This window comes from Chryseobacterium arthrosphaerae (assembly GCF_001684965.1).
Taxonomy (GTDB): domain Bacteria; phylum Bacteroidota; class Bacteroidia; order Flavobacteriales; family Weeksellaceae; genus Chryseobacterium; species Chryseobacterium arthrosphaerae.
In genome coordinates this window covers 1,170,197-1,191,523 of sequence record NZ_MAYG01000001.1, presented here as the reverse complement: position 1 = coordinate 1,191,523, position 21,327 = coordinate 1,170,197, and the positions used below count along the sequence as shown (strand labels likewise).

The window sequence follows — 21,327 nt, the reverse complement described above, 5'->3', positions numbered from 1 at the left end:
TCCAATTTTTAAGATTCTTGTTCATTAGTTTTTCTGTGCAGATAAAAAGTTTAGAAATAAACGTGCCGCTCCCACATTTCCGGCAGGCAGCTGTCTGAAAAATGCCAATGGGGTATAAATAAAATTACCCTTCCCGTATTTGGCGTATAAAGTTGATCCCTGCAAAGGCTCTTCGCCTGTATCATGCATTTCAAAAAGCGGCTCATAGGCTCCATCCCATTGAGAAGGGAAATAAGCGCCACGCTCCTGTACCCAGCCTTTAAAATCATCTGCAGTAATTTTGTTCGGAAAGTTCAGGAGTTTATGATTGGGATTTAAAAATTTAACCTCAGCATTTTCTTCGGTAACCCGTTTATTGGCAATGCTGAAATTGTACATTCCCAATTGAGCAACGGTTGTATCCTGGTTGGTGTTGTACTGCATCACCAGATTACCGCCGGCTTTTGCATACGACCATAAAAAAGGCATCCAGCGGCCCAGTTTTTTCTCTGTGTTATTGGCACGTACACCTAATATGATGGCATCATATTGCGACAGCTTGTTTTGCGTGTTGCTTCCGCCGGATGGTTCTGTGTAACCATAAAAATCTTCATCTTTCAGTACATCTACCTGAATACCGGCAATACGAAGGAAATCAGGAACAAAATCACCCGCACCTTCTATATAACCCACTTTTTTTACTTTCGCCTGAAGGTCCCCTTTCATTACGGTTACCGTTGCAGGCGAAAAATACTGTAAGGAAGGTAAATGCGGATATTGAATTAATACCTGTTTTTTATTATATGCTACTCCATCTGCAACATAATTGGCATCCAGCTGCAAACGGGAGGAATGGATTGAGGCAAGCTTAGTTTTTGGAATCACGAAATCAATAGTACTATCTTTCCCTGTAAACGAATTGACATCAGTATTTCCTATTTTTTCTCCGTTATGCATCAGGTTTAGCACACCTTTACTGAACTGTTTGCTGGAATTCACCTTAACATTTAAGTTCAAATGTAAATCTTCATTTTCTTTGACTACATAAAGGGGTTGTGTAAATTTCAGCTCCAATGCAGGAACAATACGCAAGGCTTCTACCACATCACCACGCACCGGATCTAGTTTCTTGAAAGATAAAGGAAGTTTAACCTGAAATTTTTCTGATCCGATTTTTAAACCAAGCAAAACATTCAAAGGTGATTCAGCCTCAGGTAAACCGATTAACGTATCATTGGGCACAGAGAAAGTCCCTGTGTTCGCAGGAGGTTTTGCCAGCCAGTAAGGTTCCGTAAGTGCTGCATCGGCAGGAATCTGAATGGTATGTTCAATGGTAATTAAAGAATCCTTTGAAAGTTCCCTGTTGAAGTTCTCCGATTGGCTTAACCATTGTACATTTTCTAAAATCACAGGATTCACAGCTCTTGAAATCAGATTTAACCTGAAACTGTAATCATCCCCGGCAACAGCTTCAGCCTGATTGGTAACGACCTCGCCCATAAACCCTGCACAGCTTAAAATGATACGGTCGAGCGATTTGATTTTATCTTTTTTCACTTCAGTATCTTTCAATGCCATGACCTTTTTTCGCAAAGCAAGCAAAGCCGGTAAGCTGAGATCAGGATTATTAAAATTGAAAGCGGAAATAATTTTATCCAATGCCAGATCAATGTCTGCATTTCCTTCTGAGGTCCAGGTTTTAACGACACCATCAAAAAGTGTTGCTTTTGCAGGTTCACCGGCAACGTGGGCAAAATATTCAGTTCTGATACCGGCTACAGACTGTGTTCCCGCTCCCTGGCTTTTATGTAAACTTCTGCTTAATCCTGCGAGCTCACCATAGCCCATTCCCAATTGTGCATCATATTGTCCAACGGTGACTTTCAGTTGATTTTCAGCTGTCGTATTGACCCCGCCAAACCGGAAAGTATTCCACAATACACGTTTTGGCTGCCATGCATTGACGTATTTCAGCTGATCCGGAAAAGCGGTTTTATCACCTGCCAGCTTAAAAGCTTTTTCCGCCACCACAGCCGAAGCGGCATGCTGCCCATGACCTGCCGCAGCAGTAGGAGGAAAACGACAAATAATAACATCCGGGCGGAATTTACGGATCACCCAGACTACATCTGCTATAATGCTGTTTTCATCCCATTGTTTAAAGGTATCGGTCGTATTTTTAGAGAAGCCGAAATCAATTGCCCGGGTAAAAAACTGTTGGGCACCGTCTAACTTTCTTGCTTCTAAAAGCTCATGTGTTCTGATTAAGCCCAATGCAGCCCCCTGTTCTGTACCTAATAAATTCTGACCACCATCTCCTCTGGTTAAGGACAGATAGCCCGTTTCTACATTCTGATCGTTGATTAACCAGGAAAGTAATCCTGTATTTTCATCATCGGGATGAGCTGCAAGGTATAGAACTTTAGGAAGATGTTTAAGGGTTTTGAGTTCACGGTAAATGTCAGATGATTTGGAAGGCCGTACCTGCTGGGCCAAACAAAAAACCGTATTAAAGCCAAGAATAAATACAGTGCTTACTTTTTTGAACATTTAAATTTGCTTTGCGACAAATATAAGTAAATCATCTTTCTTTCAGCCTTAAAAAGAAAAAGCAATGAATAATTCAAACATTTTATTATATCAAAGCTAATAAGAAAGCAAAAGTTGGAAAATAGAATATTGTTTATACCGGACTTGAAATTTAACACAAAACTTTATTTCCCTGCGGTATATTTCCAGGCAGCAAACAAAGAATCAACTCCCTTAATTCGATGAAAGGAATATGGCAAGATCATAATTTTTTACAATTAATAGAATTCTTACCCTGTGTCAACTTTATTCCGGTTACCTCCCCTTTTTTATTGAGTAGGAATTGAAATTTTGCGTTGGTTTCAAAAGAATAAAATTCATTTTCTCCTGTCCTTTTCAGCAGAGCCTTGCGGCTTTCCTTACCATTATCTTTTTCGCTGCTATGCATTTCAATATATAAATGATTTTTTCCTGCCTGTATTATTTTGAACTTTAAACCGCTTTCCTTAGAACGTTTTGCCAAAAGCATCCACAAAGCCACTCAATTCTTAAGACCGGTACAGCAGAACCACCCGCCCGTCGTCACAGAAAAAGGAAATGACTGCTTTTATGTGAAAAGTGATAAGTGTCTGGTGAAAATCAACCCTGCAGAATTAATTTATATTGAAGGAATGCGAAATTATATTAATCTGCACACCGAAACAGGTACAATAATGATTCACGCCACTTTAACTTCTTTTGAAGAAAATATAAAGCATCTCAATTACATTGGCAGAGTTCATAAATCATTTTTTATCAACTTCAACAAAATAAATTATCTCGAACAGCATGTCATTATATTGAGCAATAAAAAAACGATTCCTATAGGACTCAGTTACCGTGAAGAGTTTTATGCTCAATTAAAAATAATGAATATTAAATAAGCGGAAAAATAGGAAAACAACTATCTCAAGTAACTCTACAAAAAGATTGACACAAAGTTCATGAGTAATTCCGCTTTATTTTAGGTGGGTAATGTGGTGTAACTTTGTCGCTGATCAAGCGGCATGCCTAGTCATAAGGCTTCTACAAAAGTGAAAAACTTATAGAATATCCGTTGAGACACTTTTTAAAATATGTGAAGCAAAAAAATTAGCTTGTCTGATTTCTTTAAACTTATAAATGAATAATGCTGACGAAAGTTGGGATTTTTTTTGTTTTATGGAAAACCGTAATACTTAAAAGAAATAATAAAATAAGTTTGTACTGCGAAACCGTAAAAATTTTAATTATAACTTAATAATAAATCCATGAAAAAAATCGCTTTTTTTTTGATAATTCTATTATCAATGGCCTCTTGTACAAATTACTATACGGTATTACTAACTGAAGATACCAATGTATATGCAACCAGCAGTAATGAAAATATTATAACCACAATACCCAAAGACACTCAAGTCTATATATCAAATAAGCCAAACAAAAAGAATTACAAAAAAATAAAATGGGGAAATTATTATGGCTTGGCTTATAATCCAAGTTATACTTCTTATAGTGCTTATACATCGACTAGACACTACAATACATCCACTCCTTCCTACAATTACAGTCCCAGCACAAGCAGCGGAGGAACAGTGCATGTAAAAGGCTACACAAGAAAAGATGGGACTTATGTAAGTCCACATACCAGAAGTGCTCCGAAAAGAAGATAATGAATCATGTCGAAAAATAAAATTGAAAGTCTCTGACAGTCTTTAGAATATTTGCTCCCCAAATCTGTTGACTTGAGAATAATTTTAAACATTTAGCCTGTTTTGATGTAGTTCTGACTTTTAATGAGGTTCTTATTTGTAGTTTATGGAGTATTGTTCCAATCTAAATAATTTAACGATTCATTTTATTTATAAATTTGTGGCAGCCAACTATCAAATGTTCAATATATGAAGCTTTTCAATGTTGTAAATTCTCAACAAAATTACGGAAAAATTAAAATTCAAAGAGATATTTTAAAAACAAATCCCAATTGGGAAAAACATATCGAAGAAATTGAGTTAATAGATTATCAAGATGTGAAAGTTAATATTTACTCTCATACTTATGTAGATTTTTTTAAAATTTTCAAAGACTTCGAATTTAATTATTACCTAATAGAAAAAGAAAAAAACCAATTTTTAACACCAGAGAAATATATTGAAAAGCATTATTTTGGTGATATTAAAATTTTAGAGAACATTCTTTTTTCAAAGAATAGTCAAGAAGAACATAACGGGCAACTAAAACGAGAAATAGAAGTATCTCACTTTCCCAAACATTTTGAAGCTATAGCAGGTGATTTAATTTATACTTATGAGAAAAAACAACAAAAAGTTATTGATTATGTTTTCATAATAAGTGAAAAAGGTTTCTATCATTACAATAAAAAAGATTATTTTAATCATTTATACAAATTTTTGAAAGAAGATGTTTATCTATTGTTTAATGAATTAGAAAAAAAACATCATTCAGTTGTAGAACAACAATTAAATGATGGCAGCCTTATATCTCAAAATAAATTGTCAGATTTTATAAATGAAGTGGAAGTTTTTAAAGCTGATAAATTGTCCGATTTTGAAATAAGCATTGGAAAAAATGGAAATCACGATTACAATTATTTTTTGGATTATATAAATTCGACTGAAAATAAATTTGACAACAATAATTTAATAAAATATGTGATAATTTCTTATTTTACTGAAGATAATGTAATTAAATATCTTCGAGAAAGTTTTAAAAATTTTAAGAAAAAATATATTTATGCAACCATACATAATTATTTCGAAAAAAATGACAACTTCAAATTTTTAGCCAGTCGAATAAAAGAAATTGATTATTATATACTTGGAAATAATCCGTATCAAGATTTTTGGGGATCTAAGGATAAATTTAATGATTATGGTACATATAAAAATCACTTAGTATATTATTACAATAAAACCTTTTATTTTTTTGATTTAAAATATTTTGATTCAGATAATATTGATATGCATTTTAAACATATGAACAAAATATTTGATCGAGATTCGGAAAACCTTTTACGACGCAATACTACTGGTTACAAAGGAGATGGTTTAGAAAAGAGAGTTACCTCAGAAATAGAGTCTCAATTATCAAATTCCTCTGATATTGAAAAAATTACAGTTCCTCAAAAAATAAAAATCAAAGGAAGTTTACAATCAATTGGTTACTTATTTTCTGAATTAATCGAAAAAGGGTTCATTGAAGCTCCAAAAAGAAATGGAAAAGATAATACCAGCGCCATATCTAGAATGATTTTAGACCATTTTGAATTTATTGATAAAGAAGAGCAACCAAAGCCTGAAGATATACGCAAAACTCTTTTTACAGAAAATAAACTTTCAGCTGACAAACAAAATCAATTTAGAATTCCTCACTGTAAGATTATCAATACGGATTAAAACGTCAAAAATTAATTTACAGTTAATTATCACCTTTTTTGGATAAACTGGATAATGTTTTGGATAACACTCATATTCTGCAATAATTAATCTTTGTACTATCAATTAAAAAATATTGCAAATGAGTACAATTAAACTTATTGAGAAAAGTCAGACAAAATTTAATGAAGAAATCTTAACAAATTCTTATCAAGAATACAGAAGCAACATTTTTTTTAAAGATACTTCTGAAATACAAATCATTGTAGCTACGTACTTAATTTTTAAAATTTTTCAAAGAATCAAAATGAATTTCGATATCAATTTGAGAATTTCTGGAAGAAAAAAAAACTAAAGTAGTAACAAAAAAAATCCCAACTTTCGTTGGGATTTTTAAGCAAAAGATATCTAATCTTATAATCTTTACATTATTTTTTCACCAGCTCTACTCTACGGTTTTGCGCCTTCCCTTGTTCATGTTATGTTTTTCTGACGCAAAGATTTTATTTTTGAAACTGTTGATTTTTAAGGGAGCAAAGCATAAAATCAACAAAGTTGATTCGTTAAAGCGTATGGATAAGCACGCCTCTTCATCAGCGACAAAGTCGCAACTTTGCTCACTTAAAATAAACGGAATTCTTCATGAACTTTGCGTTAAAAATGATTCCAGGCATGATCTATGAAAGGCCAAAAACTTATGTTTTTCTGATTGTATCCTGCGTAAGATTAATATAATTAAACATACAAAACGTCGCTGCCGCCCCGAAAGTATGCCATAAAAAATGGGTCCCGAAACTGAACCAGTCCCATTTATCAGCGATACGGAAGGTCAATGCTAAAACAAACGACAATAAAGCAAAACCAACCCATTTACCGGCTTTCCATTGGGTATAAATCAAATAACTCAATACCGAGAAAAGGACAAATGAAGCCATGATTGCATAATTTACATTGATAAAAAGAGACATGTTATCTGCCAAAAGCCAGTTTCTCAATGCAAACATCAGGACCAGATATCCCAAGACCGTTACAACTGCATAATACCATCTGGTGCTCTGGGCTACAAAATAAAATCCGGCAGACAAACAGAGCAGCATGATGGGCAGCCAGTCCATCATAATAAATACCGGCCATTGCCTGAAAGAATGGTAAATGGTTCCCCCTATGGCACCAATGTATAATAAAACCAGGCAATAGGCTAAAAAAGGATATTGTTTAACATTACCTTTTATTTTAATGGTCCAGAAAATGGCTAAGGCTAAAAAAAACACAGCAGTTATTGCATTTAGCGGCTCAGGGAAAAGCTGAGCCATATCTGTTTCTTTGTATAACATACCTCCGTCCGGAGGTAATTGATTTATTGGCATCGTCCTCTTTATATTTGTTCTGCAAATACTTATTTACTTCTCTAAAGATAGAAAATTGATTTAATTTTTTAATTCATTCTTTAAAAATATTTTCTTCACAGCAATAATTAAAGTGTCTAGAACCCAATCATCTGCACATTTTTTTAATATTCGCAGATTGAACAGATAACGCAGTTTTATCTCATTTGTATTTGTGTAATCATTGCATTTCAGATTCCTGTTATCCCCTTTCATCAATACATTTTTTCCTGCTGTATATTTCCCTTTTTACAAATCCTTTTCTATCTTTGTGGGAAATAAAAAAATTCATGGATAAAATTGATAGTCTGAACCAAGTAGCAGAATTCCATACTACTTTCAAAGCCCCTATTTTAGATACCCCACAAATTCCTTCCCCTGAAAGATGCAATCTCAGAGTAGAACTTCTTCAGGAAGAGCTGAATGAGCTGAAACAGGCCATCGCAGACAATAATATTGTAGAGATTGCTGATGCACTGTGTGATTTACAGTATGTTTTGAGTGGTGCCGTACTTGAATTCGGACTTGGCAATAAATTTGTAGAGTTATTCAACGAGGTTCAGCGTTCCAATATGTCGAAGGCATGTGATAATGAAGAGCAGGCAAAGGAAACAGTTGAATTCTATAAAGAAAAAGAGGTAGAGTCTTTTTATGAGAAGTCTGGCGAAAAATTCAATGTATACAGACAGGCAGATCATAAAGTATTAAAGAATAAATACTACTCTCCTGCTGATTTAAAATCAATTATTGAGAAATAAAATATGAAGAAATTTATTACAAATCTTGTTGCCTTTTCAAGCTTATTTCTAGCTGCCCAGCAATTCAGTGCCCAGAAAGTGGTGGTCAACCGTGAGGTTACTACTGAGAAGGATGGAAAAATGCTTTTGGGTCATCAGCTGAAAGAGCAGTTTCTGAAAGCCCCTTATTCAGACTGGTATGTAAAGGAACATGACGAGTATAGCATTGATCAGAAAGCTGTCAGTGAACTTAAAAAAGGAAAACTCGGTTCCTACGACCTGATTGTTTTCATGGGAACATGGTGCGAAGACAGCCACAGGGATATTCCTAGACTGATGAAGATCCTTGAGGAAGCTAATTATCCGGAAAGTAAACTGACCATTATTGCCGTGAACCGCAAAAAAGAATCTCCTTCCGGGGATGAAGGTCTGTATAATGTACAGAAAGTCCCTACCATTATTGTAAAAAGATATGGTAAAGAAGTGGGCCGAATTGTAGAAATGCCTACCACAGGATATATTGAAAGAGATCTGGTTCAGATTTTGAAAAAAAATGATTCTTCTGTCATCAAAGAAATTTTTAAATAGATTTTGAGAAATTATAAAACAATTGTATCATTTGTAGCTGGTGCAGGAGTAATGGTACTTCTGTTCTTCGGCCTTAAATCCTGTCTGAATCTTGGCAATAAAACGGAAAAATCGGATTATTATATTCTGACCAACCAGATTTCCAAGATGAATAAGATGGTGGTGATGGAGCAGAATACTTCCAGTATGCAGAAAACCAAAATGGGCTATGAAGTATTCGGGAAAGAAATTTCCAGTAACAGCATTATTACCTATACAAAAACCAATGCCCAGGTTTCTTATGATCTTAATAAAATGAAGATCGAAGTAGACTCCATCAACAAAAAACTGGTGATCACAGAACTACCTGATGCGGACATAAGAATTACCCCAAGCGTTGAGATCCAGTCTCTGGACGACTCCTTTATCAACAGGATTTCAGAGAAAGATATCAAAAACGTAACGGAAAAAGCCAAAGAAACAGCGCTTAAATCAATTGACCAGAATCAGCTGAGAAGTGAAGGGCGTAAGCAGCTGATGGAAAACCTGGATAATATTTTTGTGTTGGCAAAAGCTCTGAATTATACGATAGAAGATAAGACCGGAAAGATTGGTATTTTGGGACTTTAGCATACAAGAATTCCGTTTGGCAAATACTTTGAATGATAGATATAAATTTAAAGTTATGAATTCAAAAGGAAACAGCCCAAAGAAAGAATCTGCCAATACTGCAGAAACGAAAAAGCAGAATCAGGATTTCCAGGATATTCCTGCTTCATCGAAAAAGACCAATCCACCTGAGATTGATAAGGAAGACATTCAGAAAGCTTCAAAAAACAAATCAGGAAAAACGGATAATACAAAAAATAAAAGTTAACCATTCAGGTTTGTAATATTCTTTAAAAACAAAAATTCTGTCTTATGATGAGGCAGGATTTTTTATTTTAACGGATCAAGGTAAAGCTTTCTTGTTCACATCTACTTTGTCATTCTGCAAGTATAACCGGCCAATTGAACTTAGCATTTTTTGTCAACCACAAAAGATACAAAAGCTTTTAAACACTTTAGTTTTTAAGTTATAAGCTATACGTATAACAAGTACACAGAAGTTCTTGAAAATCTCTGATTTTCTTTATTTTGCACCGTCTTTGTAACCTCAATACACACTTTGTCATTCCGCAAGGAATCTAGCCTTACCAATTGAACTTAGCATTTTTTTTAACCACAAAAGATACAAAAGCTCTTAAACACTTTAGTTTTTTAAGTTATAAGCTATACGTATAAAAAGTACACAGAAGTTCTTGAAAATCTCTGATTTTCTTTATTTTGTACCGTCTTTGTAACTCAATACACATTTTGTCATTCCACAATAATCTAATACAAATAGGATTTAACAAAAGATTAAACTCTCCCCCTTTGCTGAGTGAAACGCCCTTGCGACCGAAAAAATATACAGCATGAAAAATCCATAAGCGGACTCTTGCGTTTAACTTATTCCTTATTTATAAGTATTAAGATTGATCTTAACCTTCCTTAAATAGCTTCATTATTCTTAATGTTTTAAAATAAATTTAAAAATCTGTGCTATCTGCGTGAGAAACAGAAAATACTCATTATTCAAAGCGAAAGGTTCCGTCTCATACGAGGCGGAACCTTTCTTCTAACTATCTATCTAAGTGAACTTTGTTTTCTTTTATACAATCGTTGATTTTCCGATCTTTACATTTTCAAAATTATAATAAGACTTCTCTGAATATCTGATATAATCTGCAATAAAGCTTCCTACCTCACTGGTAGAATAATATTGCTTGGTATTCAGATCAATGGTGACATATTTATTTTCAATAGCATGTTCTACAGACTGTCTCAGCTTGGCGGCGGCCGGCTGTAACCCAAGATGATCCAGCATCATTGCCACACTTAGAATGGATGCTATAGGATTTGCAATTCCTTTTCCTTTCGCTTGCGGATAAGATCCGTGTATCGGCTCAAACAGTGAATTTTTCTCTCCAACGGATGCCGAAGGAAGCAATCCTATTGAACCACCGATAACGCTTGCTTCATCAGAAATGATATCGCCAAACATATTTTCCGTAAGGATCACATCAAACTGCTTTGGATTCAGGATCAACTGCATCGCTGCATTATCTACAAACATATAATCCAACTGTACTTCAGAATATTCCGGGGCAATTTCCTGACAGATTTTCCGCCATAATCTCGAAGTATCCAATACATTGGCTTTATCAATCAGGGTCAGCTTTTTATTTCTTTTCTGTGCTTCCTGAAAGGCCATATGGGCAATCGGAATAATGTCTTCTCTGCTGTATTTGCATACATCGTAAGCATATTCACCGTCCGGATCTGTAAATTTTTCGCCAAAATAAATCCCGCTTACCAGTTCTCTGAAAATCTGGATATCAGCCCCTTCAATGATTTCTCTTTTGAGCGGGCTCTTATCGATCAGGGATGCATAAGTCTTTAAAGGACGTATATTGGCAAATAATCCTAATTCTTTACGAAGTTTTAAAAGTCCCTGTTCCGGTCTTACTTTAGCTTCAGGATTATTATCAAAAGCAGGATCGCCAATAGCTCCGAAAAGCACAGCATCAGATTCTTTACAGATCTTCAGGGTTTCTTCGGGAAGGGGATTTCCTGTCTGAAAAATAGCTTCAGCGCCAATCAGACCATATTCAAAATGGAATTTGTATTGAAAAGCTTCAGCAATTACATCCAGGATTTTGATGCTTTCACTGATGATTTCCGGACCGATTCCGTCTCCGGGAAGGACTGCGATTTTAAAATAATTGTTGCTCATTGGTTTTTTGTGTTTTTAGTTCAAATTCTGTGATCGCCTGTTTTCTGCTGATTAAAAAATCAATATCGTCATAGCCGTTTAAAAGGCATATTTTCTTATAGGAATCAATCTCAAAAGTTTCGGTGGTATCTTTAAAGCTGATGGATTGTAATTCAACATCAATAGCAATTTCGTTATCCGGGTTTTCATGAATGCCTTCCAGGATTTCTTTTAAAAATCCTTCAGAAACTTTTACAGGAAGAAGTCCGTTATTCAGTGCATTGCCTTTGAAAATATCAGCAAAATAACTTGAAACAATTACCTTAAAACCATAATCGGTTAAAGACCAGGCGGCGTGCTCACGGCTGCTTCCACATCCGAAGTTGTTTCCCGCCACTAAAATTTCACCTTTAAATTTCGGATTATTCAGGACAAAGTCCGGATTCGGTTCCCCGGTGTGGATATTGAACCTCCAGTCTCTGAAAAGATTTTCTCCAAAACCTTTTCTGTCTATACTTTTTAAAAATCTTGCCGGAATAATCTGATCCGTATCTATATTTTCTGCCGGTAATGGAACCGCAGGGGATTTTATGACAACTAATTTTTGCATCTGTCTTTTAATCTGTTTAGTTTAAGCTTTCAAAAGCTGAGATTCTACCTTCTATAGCAGCTTTGGCAGCCGTTAACGGACTTGCCAGGATCGTTCTTGCTCCCTGTCCCTGTCTTCCTTCAAAATTCCTGTTGGAAGTGGAAACACAGTACTCTCCTTCCGGGATTTTATCATCATTCATGGCAAGACATGCCGAACAGCCGGGCTGGCGGATTTGGAATCCGGCATCACTGAATATTTTATCCAGTCCTTCTTCATAGATCTGTTTTACTACCTGCTGTGAGCCGGGAACGATCAGTGCTTTTACTGCTTCAGATTTACTTTTACCTTTGATATATTGGGCTGCCGAACGGAAATCTTCTATTCTTGCATTGGTACAGCTGCCTATGAAAACATAGTTCACTTTGATGCTCGAAAGTGCCTGACCGGCTTCCAATCCCATATACTTCAGGGCTTTTTCTTCTGATTCATTTTGAGGCGCAGGAATTGTTTCATTCAAAGAAATTCCCATTCCCGGATTGGTTCCGTAAGTAACCATAGGATAAATATCGGAAGCATCAAAATTGAGTTCATGATCAAAAACAGCTCCTTCATCCGTTTTTAAAGTAGTCCAATAGGCTACCTTTTCTTCCCATTCTTCACCTGTCGGGGCAAATTTCCTTCCTTTTACATAGTTGAAAGTAGTTTCATCAGGAGCAATCATACCTCCTCTGGCGCCCATTTCAATGCTCATGTTGCAGACGGTCATTCTTCCTTCCATCGACATTTCTTCGAATACATTTCCTGCATATTCACAGAAATAGCCGGTTCCGCCATCTGTTCCAATCTTTGAAATGATATATAAAATCACATCTTTAGGCTGTACATTCTCATTAAGCTTACCATTTACGGTAATCCTCATTGATTTGGGTTTATTGAGCAAAAGGCACTGGCTTGCAAACACCTGTGCGACCTGGCTTGTTCCGATTCCGAAAGCAATAGATCCAAATGCCCCATGGGTTGATGTATGGCTGTCTCCACATACGATGCTCATTCCCGGTTGTGTAATTCCAAGTTCCGGAGCAATGATGTGAACAATTCCCTGATACGGGTGCCCCAGCCCGAAGAGTTCTATATTATTTTTGGTACAGTTTTCTGTAAGCTGCTGAACCTGATTTCTTGATAATTCATCACGGATCGGCTGTTCCTGGTTAAGTGTGGGAACATTATGATCGGCTGTAGCTACAATCTGTTCCGGTCTGAAGATTTCCAGATTCCTGGATTCCAGTTCTGCAAAGGCCTGCGGACTGGTTACTTCATGGATCAGATGTTTGTCAATATAAATGATCTGCGGACCGTCAGGTACCGTTTCTACGACATGAGCGTCCCAAACCTTATCAAAAAGAGTCTTTTTACTGTTGTTCATTTTTTACTTTTTCCTGATTAAATCAAACCTATCCGATTTTTCTGCTGAAAGCTTCCATGATAAGGTTCAGATCGTCATTTCCTATTTCTTTTTTTAGATCAGCGATTTTTAAGAACTCCTGATACAGATAATCCAGCTCATTCTTCGTAACATCATGACCAATATGCTTAAATCTGTAGGCCAGTGCTGAACGTCCGCTCCTCGCCGTAAGAACGATGGAAGAAGCATTCACTCCTACTTCGGCCGGATCAATGATCTCATACGTTTCCCTGTTTTTGATAACACCGTCCTGGTGGATTCCTGAACTGTGAGCAAAAGCATTGGCTCCTACTATCGCTTTGTTGGGCTGTACAGACATTCCCATCAGATCAGAGACCATTGTGCTCATTTCATTCAGCATTTTTGAGTTCACATCCGTATGAAGGTTTAATTTTTTATGCTGCTTTAAGATCATCACAACCTCTTCCAACGCTGTATTTCCTGCTCTCTCTCCCAATCCGTTGATGGTACATTCAATCTGGCGGGCTCCGTTGATGGCTCCTGCTATGGAATTGGCTGTTGCCAACCCAAGATCGTTGTGACAATGGCAGGATAAAACTGCTTTTTCAATTCCTTTTACGTTTTCTTTCAGGTATTTTATTTTCTGGCCATACTCTTCCGGCAGGCAGTATCCTGTTGTATCAGGAATATTCAATACCGTTGCTCCTGCTTTGATCACGGCTTCACATACCTGTGCCAGATATTCATTGTCTGTTCTTCCGGCGTCTTCTGCATAAAATTCAACATCTTCCACATAGCTTTTTGCATACCTTACCGCTTCTGCCGCTCTTTCTATGATATCTTCTCTGGTAGAGTTGAATTTATACCTGATATGTGAATCTGAAGTTCCTATTCCGGTATGTATTCTTGGTCTTTTAGCATATTTCAGTGCTTCAGCGGCAGTGTCAATATCTTTTTTGTTGGCTCTTGTCAGGCCGCAAACCTTAGCATTTCTTACCAGTTTTGAAATTTCAGAAACAGATTCAAAATCTCCCGGACTGGAAATCGGAAATCCCGCCTCAATGATATCAACCCCCAATTCATCCAGCTTTTCGGCAATAACCAGTTTTTGCCCCGTGTTCAGTTTACATCCCGGAACCTGTTCCCCATCCCTTAGTGTGGTATCAAAAATTTCAATTTTTTCGGAATTCATAAATGAAGTTTTTTACTTAATTTTGGCTCAAAACTACAGCTTGCAATATTTTTTTGTTTTCAGTTTTCCTGAAAATTACAATATTCAATCGTTGAAGAAATACTCATATCTATTTATTAATCAATATTTTAATATTTAAAAATTTACAATGGCAGAATTGCAGAAAGATTTTTTGTTTGTACTGGTAAAGTCATTGACTACTTCAGAAAAACGACAGTTTAAGCTGTATGTGAACCGTCTCGGAATAAACGTAGATGCCAAATTTCTTCTGCTGTTTTCCGAGATTGATAAAATGAAGGAATACGATGAAAGTATCATCATAGAGAAGAAAATCTCAACAAAACAGCAGCTATCCAATCTTAAGGCCCACCTTTACAAGCAGATCCTGGTAAGTCTGCGCATGAACCCGAGTCATCAGAATTATAGAATCCAGCTTCGTGAGCAGTTGGATTTTGCAAATATTTTATACCAGAAAGGACTTTATAAACAGGCTTTAAAAATTCTTGATAAAACCAAACAAACAGCTTTGGAACTGGATGAAAAAAGCATTGCTTCCGAAGTTATAGACCTTGAGAAAGTCATTGAATCCCAATTCATTACCCGGAGTATCGTAGGCCGTGCAGATGAACTGATCCGGGAATCCAGGGAAATAAGCAGACAGAACCGTTACACCACAAAACTCTCCAATCTGTCGCTGAAACTTTACAGCGAAATGCTTACCCATGGCTATGTAAAAAATGATGCAGACCGGGAAGAAGTTATGGATCTCTTTAACGAAGAAATCAAAAACATAAGGCTTGATAAACTGAATTTCACTGAAAAACTATGGTATTTCAAAGCTCATGTATGGAAAAACCAGCTTCTTCAGGATTATAAGTATACTTTGAAATACGCTTATCAGTGGGTGGATCTTTTCCATAAAAAGCCCGAAATGATCTACAGTCATCCGGTATGGTATATCAAAGGAAATACTTACCTTCTGAAGATTCTTTTTCTATACGGAAATATTGATATCCTGGAGGAGCATTTTGAAAATTTCAATACAATGGTTCATGCTGAGAATTTTGCCCAGAATGAAAACCTTCAGTCGCTCATCTTTCTTACCCATTACAATACCTTGATGAATATTCATTTTGTGAAAGGTGAGTTTTTTACAGGAACCAAGCTTATTCCTGAAATTGAACTCAAGATGGAAAAGCTAAGGGAACGGATTGACGAGCATCATTTCATGATTCTTTATCTGAAAATGGCGGCGATGTTCTTTGGCAGCAAAATGTTTGAAAAATCAATAGAATATTCGATGCGGGTGATTGAGTCGAAAGGAAACGTACAGGAAGACCTGTTATTTCACACAAGAATTCTGATCCTGATGGCCAAATATGAATCCGGAAACGATGAAGATTATGACGAGTTTATTGCTTCTACTTTAAAATTTGCCAAAAAAATGAAGAAACCTGAGGAATTTCACTTTGAAAGCATTCAATTCTTTAAAACCCTGAATAATCAGGTCCCTGATCAGAGGCAGAAAGCTTTTGAAAGTTTTGATAAGAAACTTGAGGAATTTTCTAAAAATGAGTATTATAGAAGATCCTTATTTTATATTGATATTCATGGATGGATAAAGTCTAAGGTTCAGCATGTGGATGTGATTGAGATCATCAAACAGAAAGTCAAATACAAAAGGAAAAGCTAGTCGGCAATTGAATTTCCGGCTAGCTTTTTTATTTTTTACCTCTCGCTGATCAAACAAATTTCGCAGATCTTTTGATATTACTTATACATGCGCTCTATAAAGTTCAAAGCATTTTGGTGGCTTATCTTTTCTGTCAGTTCAGGTGAAAACCTTTCTTCAATTTCTTTGTTGAGAGCCGGATAAACTGAAGCATTGGAATGCTCAGGGAAGAAAAACGGATGACGGGATTTGTCCGGGTGATCTTTCCAGTAGAAATAATCTGCACCGTAAGCCATGCAGTCCTCAGCTCCAAGATCTAAGCCGTATTGAATATGTTCATACAGCCTTTCCGGGCTTTTGTTATCAACATAGTCTTTGATAAAATTGAGCCCGATCAGCCCTTTTCTTTTGATCAGTTCTTTGGCCAGTTCATCAGGAAGGTTTCTGTTGTTTTTATAAACGGTCCTGTAATTTGAATGGCTGGCAAGGATAGGAATTGAATAGTTTCTCTGATCCGTATAGTTGAAGATATCATAAGCCAGCTGATCGCTTGTATGCGCCAGGTCGATGGCAATTTTCCTGTCAGCGATATAATCTATTAAAACTTTCCCATCCTCTTTCAGACCTGCTGTAGCATTGTTTCCGCCTCCGAAACGGTTTTCCAGATGGTGTGTAATCCCGATATAGAAGATTTTCTGAGTATTTTCTATGATCTTTTCAAGGTTTTTAAACCCTGAATCCAGGCTTTGGGTTTCATCACAGAAAGCGGATCCGTTTTCAATGGCAGCGATCACGCCTACACGGCTTTCATTTTCCCTGTTTTTATAGTTATCACCGTCAAACAGGAAAAAGTTCTCATTTTTGATCAGATCTGAGAATATTTCACTCTGTTCAAGTCCGTTGGCTGTGCTTCCGGCACCTGTTCCTGCGTACATGGCCATGATCTGGAGTTTCACATTTCCTTCTTTTAAATAAGGTACTGAAGCGCCCATTTCCCTGTCGTCCAGGGCAGCATCCGATCTCAGCAGGTAACATAACAGATCACAGTGCAGATCAACATTTATCGTATTCATAATGGTTTATATTGGTATGATGTTATTTTTTGATTGGGGTAAGCTTGCTGTTGATAAACTCAACGGAACTGTTCTCAAAAACGTCCAGCAACTGAGGAACAAAGTCCCCGAATGTTTTATATTTTTTCCTGTTAGACTTATATTCTGTCAGCTTTTCTTCTAATTGAGGCAGGAAAATAAAATTGTTTTTCAGATGATATTCTTTCAGTTTTTCAGCTCTTTCAGCATCTTTCTGAATTTTTGCCGTTTCCATTTCTCCCAGTCTTACCAGATGTTCCACCACACACGTCTGGTAATCCCCATACCCACCGGTTTTGATCATGGCTTCTTTTAATTTTGATTTTTCAAACAGATCTTTAAACTGTATGAGCTGATCTTTACGCTTATCAACTTCTTTATTCACAAATGAATGCCCAAATTCATGAACACTTAAAAATCTCGCCTGAAACTGATTGTCATATCCGAACTGGCCCGGCTTTTCTACTCTCACAAACGGGCTTGCTATTTCGTAAATGTCTTTTTTTCCCGATTTTAAAACGACTTCCGCAGCAATTCCCCGCCCTTCGTTATCTTCTATAGGCCACATCATCATCGGAGAAATCAAAACGGTATAAGTATGAAACTTTTCTCCATAAAACTGTTCCATGGCATGGGTAAAACCAGCCGGAATCTGTTTGCTGTATTCCTCAATTCCGCCGCTATAAAAATCTTTATTATCTTTAAAAAACTGCTCAATATTCTCCTGGGTATAAAATTTGGAGAGTTCTGTGAGGTAATTTTTAATCAGATCAGTCGCTTCCCTGTTTTGTTCTTTGGTGAGATTATTGTTTTCAAAATGATATTCACTCACCCATTCAACGGACGGAAATTCTTTATGATACATTAGCGGTTTCATCAGAATATCATTTCCCGAACCATATTTTTCCATCAGAATATCATTAAGTTTTGCTGTTGAAACGGCAATAGCTGAATTTTTCAGACGGTCATATTTCTGTAAGGCATTTCTTACAACAGGCTGATAAACAGAACATTCTTTTATTTTGTAGAGTTCGAAATCCCTGTTATTTCTTCTGTGTTCTGCAGAAAGAATCTCTGCAAGAAAATAGGTTTCAATATTTTTGTTGTAACCTACTGAAAATTCAGACGTATTTTTCTGTGAAAAACCAAGTGTGAAACTCAGTGAGACAAAAACAACAAGGATCTTTTTCATTTTTAATATTAATTCTCATTCTAAATATATGCTAATATAGTATTTTATCTAAAAAATGCGTATTTTTGCATCTTAAAAATTTCTTAGTAAACAATGATAAAAATTACACTTCCAGACAATAGTGTCAAAGAATTCGAGGGAGCAGTTACTCCCCTAGATGTGGCAAAATCTATAAGCGAGGGATTGGCTAGAAACACCATTTCCGCAATTGTTAATGACAAACAAGTAGAAACAACCACACCTATAACCACGGATTCTACGGTACAACTTTTGACCTGGAATGATGATCTTGGAAAGAAGGCTTTCTGGCACTCTTCTGCCCACCTTCTGGCGCAGGCTATCCTTGAGTTTTATCCTGATGCTAAGTTGACCATTGGTCCGGCGATCGAAAGCGGATTCTACTATGATGTAGATTTCGGGGATGAAAGCTTATCTGAAAAAGATTTTGAGAAGATCGAAAAAAAGATCCTTGAAAATGCAAAGAAAGGATCAACATTCTCTTTGTATCCGGTTTCTAAAGAAGAAGCTTTAAAGACGTATGCAGACAATCCTTACAAAGTGGAACTGATCTCTAATCTTAATGATGGAGAAATCACTTTTGTGACCCATGATAACTTTACCGACTTATGTCGTGGAGGACACATTCCGAACACAGGAATTGTGAAAGCCGTAAAGATTTTAAATGCAGCAGGAGCTTACTGGAGAGGAAACGAAAAAAATCCTCAGCTGACAAGAGTATATGGTATTTCTTTCCCTAAGCAGAAAGATCTTACTGAATACCTTGAAAGACTGGAAGAAGCTAAAAGAAGGGACCACAGAAAATTAGGAAAAGAACTTGGTATTTTTGCATTCTCTGAAAAAGTAGGTGCCGGTCTTCCGCTATGGTTACCCAAAGGGACGGCTTTAAGAAGAAAGCTGGAGAATTTCCTTTCTGACGCTCAGAAAAAAGGAGGTTATGAATTTGTAATGTCTCCACATATCGGGGCAAAAGAATTATATGTAACTTCAGGACACTGGGATAAATACGGAGAAGACAGCTTCCAGCCGATCAAAACTCCGAATGAAGGAGAAGAATTCTTACTGAAGCCAATGAACTGTCCTCACCACTGTGAAATTTACAAAACTTCACAATGGAGCTACAGGGATTTGCCAAAAAGATATGCAGAATTCGGTACGGTATACAGATATGAGCAAAGTGGAGAGCTTCACGGACTGACAAGGGTTCGTGGGTTTACTCAGGATGATGCTCACTTATTCTGTACTCCGGATCAGCTTTCTGAAGAATTTGAAAAAGTAATTGACCTTACGCTTTATGTATTCAAATCTTTAGGGTTTGAAGATTTTGTAACTCAGGTTTCATTAAGAGATCCTGAAAACAAACAAAAGTATATCGGTTCTGATGAGAACTGGGAGAAAGCAGAAAGTGCGATCATCAATGCAGCGGAAAAGAAAGGCTTAAAAACGGTTATTGAATACGGAGAAGCAGCATTCTACGGTCCTAAGCTTGACTTTATGGTGAAAGATGCATTAGGAAGAAAATGGCAGCTGGGAACTATTCAGGTAGACTACAACTTACCGGAAAGATTTGACCTTCATTATATCGGAAGTGACAATGAAAAGCACAGACCGGTCATGATCCACAGAGCACCTTTCGGATCTATGGAGCGTTTCATTGCGATCTTATTAGAAAATACTGCAGGAGATTTTCCACTATGGTTAAGCCCTGATCAGTTTATTATTCTACCGATCAGTGAAAAATATGTAGATTATTCAAAAAAAGTTTCACAATTTTTGGAAAATCACGATATTAGCGGTCAGATTGATGACAGAAACGAGAAGACAGGTAAGAAGATCCGTGATGCTGAATTGAAGAAGATTCCTTTCATGCTTGTAGTAGGAGAAAATGAAGAAAAAGAAGGCACGATTTCTGTAAGAAGACGTGGTGAAGGAGACCTTGGAGTGATGAAACTGGAGGATTTCGTAGCTTACTTTAAAAAAGAAGCGGCAATATAAATTTAAAGATTCAAAGATTTAAAAACTTAAAGGGATCTTTCAATTTTTAAATTAAATCAATTAAATAGTAATTAACCAATAAAATTATAATACAATAGCACAAAGATTTAACAACAGGGGCCCACAAAGACGTCCTGTACAGGAGGACTTACACTTGATCAACGATAAAATTCGTGTGAGAGAGCTTCGTTTGGTGGGCGATAACGTAGAGCCGGGAATTTATCCAATTGACAAAGCAAGACAGATTGCTGCAGAACAGGAATTGGATTTAGTAGTAATTTCCGATAAGGCAGAACCTTTTATTGCAAGAATATTAGAATACAAAAAATTCTTATATGAGCAAAAGAAAAAACAGAAGGAACTTAAAGCTAAGCAGGTAAAAGTGGTAGTAAAAGAGATCCGTTTCGGACCTCAGACTGATGATCACGATTATGAATTCAAGAAGAAGCACGCTGAAAAATTCCTTGAAGAAGGTTCTAAATTAAAGACCTACGTATTTTTTAAAGGACGTTCGATTATCTTTAAGGATCAGGGAGAAATCCTGCTTTTAAAACTGGCTCAGGAACTGGAGCACGTTGGTAAAGTAGATCAGCTTCCTAAGCTTGAAGGAAAAAGAATGATTATGATGATGAGTCCTAAAAAACCGGCAAAATAATTCAATCATTATTTTACATATTAAAACCTCAAATTACTTTGAGGTTTTTTTTATTTTAATTTTTAGATGTAAGATTTTCAGCAGAGAATA

The 21,327-nt window shown here is 36.4% G+C and carries 18 protein-coding genes; 10 read left to right on the top strand and 8 right to left on the bottom strand.

The annotated features are described in order from the left end of the window. Window positions 1–24 precede the first annotated feature (24 nt). Entirely contained in the window at window positions 25–2,529 is a 2,505-nt protein-coding gene (locus tag BBI00_RS05335; RefSeq protein WP_065397794.1) for a PIG-L family deacetylase, read from the bottom strand. A 464-nt stretch (window positions 2,530–2,993) separates the two neighbouring features. Between BBI00_RS05335 and BBI00_RS05325 the strand changes: the two genes are divergently transcribed. The 3 genes from BBI00_RS05325 (at window position 2,994) to BBI00_RS05315 (ending at window position 5,942) form a co-directional block, all read left to right on the top strand. Next, the gene (locus tag BBI00_RS05325; protein WP_065397792.1) at window positions 2,994–3,431 is read left to right on the top strand and encodes a LytR/AlgR family response regulator transcription factor; all 438 of its coding nucleotides are present in this window, start codon (window positions 2,994–2,996) and stop codon (window positions 3,429–3,431) included. Between the two features lie 405 nt (window positions 3,432–3,836). Continuing rightward, window positions 3,837–4,199: a hypothetical protein gene (locus tag BBI00_RS05320; protein ID WP_065397791.1), complete on the top strand. Its 363-nt coding sequence runs from the start codon at window positions 3,837–3,839 to the stop codon at window positions 4,197–4,199. A 228-nt stretch (window positions 4,200–4,427) separates the two neighbouring features. Then, window positions 4,428–5,942 (top strand): hypothetical protein, encoded by a 1,515-nt coding sequence (locus BBI00_RS05315; protein ID WP_065397790.1) that lies wholly within the window; start codon window positions 4,428–4,430, stop codon window positions 5,940–5,942. Window positions 5,943–6,616: 674 nt separating this feature from the next. Here the strand turns inward: BBI00_RS05315 and BBI00_RS05300 are convergent. Next, complete coding sequence (locus BBI00_RS05300) at window positions 6,617–7,288, bottom strand: hypothetical protein (protein WP_065397787.1); 672 nt, start codon at window positions 7,286–7,288, stop codon at window positions 6,617–6,619. 308 nt (window positions 7,289–7,596) lie between these two features. Between BBI00_RS05300 and BBI00_RS05295 the strand changes: the two genes are divergently transcribed. The 4 genes from BBI00_RS05295 to BBI00_RS05280 are packed head-to-tail and all read left to right on the top strand — an operon-like array spanning window position 7,597 to window position 9,487. Continuing rightward, window positions 7,597–8,064 (top strand): pyrophosphohydrolase domain-containing protein, encoded by a 468-nt coding sequence (locus tag BBI00_RS05295; RefSeq protein WP_034694493.1) that lies wholly within the window; start codon window positions 7,597–7,599, stop codon window positions 8,062–8,064. A gap of 3 nt (window positions 8,065–8,067) precedes the next feature. Beyond that, window positions 8,068–8,631: a TlpA family protein disulfide reductase gene (locus BBI00_RS05290; protein ID WP_065397786.1), complete on the top strand. Its 564-nt coding sequence runs from the start codon at window positions 8,068–8,070 to the stop codon at window positions 8,629–8,631. 3 nt (window positions 8,632–8,634) lie between these two features. Beyond that, window positions 8,635–9,240 (top strand): DUF4230 domain-containing protein, encoded by a 606-nt coding sequence (locus BBI00_RS05285; protein ID WP_065397785.1) that lies wholly within the window; start codon window positions 8,635–8,637, stop codon window positions 9,238–9,240. Between the two features lie 55 nt (window positions 9,241–9,295). Beyond that, window positions 9,296–9,487, top strand: a complete 192-nt coding sequence (locus BBI00_RS05280; RefSeq protein ID WP_065397784.1) for a hypothetical protein — start codon at window positions 9,296–9,298, stop codon at window positions 9,485–9,487. Window positions 9,488–10,303: 816 nt separating this feature from the next. On the opposite strand, the gene leuB is transcribed toward BBI00_RS05280, so the two are convergent. From leuB to BBI00_RS05260, 4 genes are read right to left on the bottom strand one after another with little or no spacing between them, the layout of a single operon-like run. After that, the gene (gene leuB, locus BBI00_RS05275; RefSeq protein WP_065397783.1) at window positions 10,304–11,428 is read right to left on the bottom strand and encodes a 3-isopropylmalate dehydrogenase; all 1,125 of its coding nucleotides are present in this window, start codon (window positions 11,426–11,428) and stop codon (window positions 10,304–10,306) included. Then, window positions 11,409–12,017 (bottom strand): 3-isopropylmalate dehydratase small subunit, encoded by a 609-nt coding sequence (leuD, locus tag BBI00_RS05270; RefSeq protein WP_065397782.1) that lies wholly within the window; start codon window positions 12,015–12,017, stop codon window positions 11,409–11,411. The genes leuB and leuD overlap by 20 nt, the downstream gene beginning before the upstream one ends. A gap of 16 nt (window positions 12,018–12,033) precedes the next feature. Next, window positions 12,034–13,422, bottom strand: a complete 1,389-nt coding sequence (gene leuC / locus BBI00_RS05265) for a 3-isopropylmalate dehydratase large subunit (protein WP_065397781.1) — start codon at window positions 13,420–13,422, stop codon at window positions 12,034–12,036. Between the two features lie 28 nt (window positions 13,423–13,450). After that, on the bottom strand, window positions 13,451–14,614 hold the full coding sequence (locus tag BBI00_RS05260; RefSeq protein WP_083988429.1) for a 2-isopropylmalate synthase: 1,164 nt from the start codon (window positions 14,612–14,614) through the stop codon (window positions 13,451–13,453). Between the two features lie 148 nt (window positions 14,615–14,762). On the opposite strand from BBI00_RS05260, the gene BBI00_RS05255 reads away from it, so the two are divergent. Continuing rightward, window positions 14,763–16,307, top strand: coding sequence for a hypothetical protein (locus BBI00_RS05255; protein ID WP_065397780.1), 1,545 nt, complete (start codon window positions 14,763–14,765; stop codon window positions 16,305–16,307). Between the two features lie 77 nt (window positions 16,308–16,384). Here the strand turns inward: BBI00_RS05255 and BBI00_RS05250 are convergent, their stop codons facing one another. Further along, entirely contained in the window at window positions 16,385–17,359 is a 975-nt protein-coding gene (locus BBI00_RS05250; protein WP_065397779.1) for a dipeptidase, read from the bottom strand. A gap of 22 nt (window positions 17,360–17,381) precedes the next feature. Next, window positions 17,382–18,569 carry a DUF4932 domain-containing protein gene (locus BBI00_RS05245; protein ID WP_065397778.1) on the bottom strand — a complete coding sequence of 396 codons (1,188 nt, stop codon included), beginning with the start codon at window positions 18,567–18,569 and terminating at the stop codon, window positions 17,382–17,384. 93 nt (window positions 18,570–18,662) lie between these two features. On the opposite strand from BBI00_RS05245, the gene thrS reads away from it, so the two are divergent. Further along, a complete protein-coding gene (gene thrS, locus BBI00_RS05240) occupies window positions 18,663–20,582 on the top strand; it encodes a threonine--tRNA ligase (RefSeq protein ID WP_002979651.1) in 1,920 nt (639 codons plus the stop codon). Between the two features lie 154 nt (window positions 20,583–20,736). After that, window positions 20,737–21,237, top strand: coding sequence for a translation initiation factor IF-3 (gene infC / locus BBI00_RS05235; protein ID WP_172625635.1), 501 nt, complete (start codon window positions 20,737–20,739; stop codon window positions 21,235–21,237). Window positions 21,238–21,327: the final 90 nt, after the last annotated feature.

Coding starts and splice junctions, on each gene's coding strand:
- BBI00_RS05335 (WP_065397794.1), bottom strand. CDS start 2,529: ATGTTCAAAAAAGTAAGCACTGTATTTATTCTTGGCTTTAATACGGTT.
- BBI00_RS05320 (WP_065397791.1), top strand. CDS start 3,837: ATGGCCTCTTGTACAAATTACTATACGGTATTACTAACTGAAGATACC.
- BBI00_RS05315 (WP_065397790.1), top strand. CDS start 4,428: ATGAAGCTTTTCAATGTTGTAAATTCTCAACAAAATTACGGAAAAATT.
- BBI00_RS05300 (WP_065397787.1), bottom strand. CDS start 7,288: ATGCCAATAAATCAATTACCTCCGGACGGAGGTATGTTATACAAAGAA.
- BBI00_RS05295 (WP_034694493.1), top strand. CDS start 7,597: ATGGATAAAATTGATAGTCTGAACCAAGTAGCAGAATTCCATACTACT.
- BBI00_RS05290 (WP_065397786.1), top strand. CDS start 8,068: ATGAAGAAATTTATTACAAATCTTGTTGCCTTTTCAAGCTTATTTCTA.
- BBI00_RS05280 (WP_065397784.1), top strand. CDS start 9,296: ATGAATTCAAAAGGAAACAGCCCAAAGAAAGAATCTGCCAATACTGCA.
- leuB (WP_065397783.1), bottom strand. CDS start 11,428: ATGAGCAACAATTATTTTAAAATCGCAGTCCTTCCCGGAGACGGAATC.
- leuD (WP_065397782.1), bottom strand. CDS start 12,017: ATGCAAAAATTAGTTGTCATAAAATCCCCTGCGGTTCCATTACCGGCA.
- leuC (WP_065397781.1), bottom strand. CDS start 13,422: ATGAACAACAGTAAAAAGACTCTTTTTGATAAGGTTTGGGACGCTCAT.
- BBI00_RS05260 (WP_083988429.1), bottom strand. CDS start 14,614: ATGAATTCCGAAAAAATTGAAATTTTTGATACCACACTAAGGGATGGG.
- BBI00_RS05255 (WP_065397780.1), top strand. CDS start 14,763: ATGGCAGAATTGCAGAAAGATTTTTTGTTTGTACTGGTAAAGTCATTG.
- BBI00_RS05250 (WP_065397779.1), bottom strand. CDS start 17,359: ATGAATACGATAAATGTTGATCTGCACTGTGATCTGTTATGTTACCTG.
- BBI00_RS05245 (WP_065397778.1), bottom strand. CDS start 18,569: ATGAAAAAGATCCTTGTTGTTTTTGTCTCACTGAGTTTCACACTTGGT.
- thrS (WP_002979651.1), top strand. CDS start 18,663: ATGATAAAAATTACACTTCCAGACAATAGTGTCAAAGAATTCGAGGGA.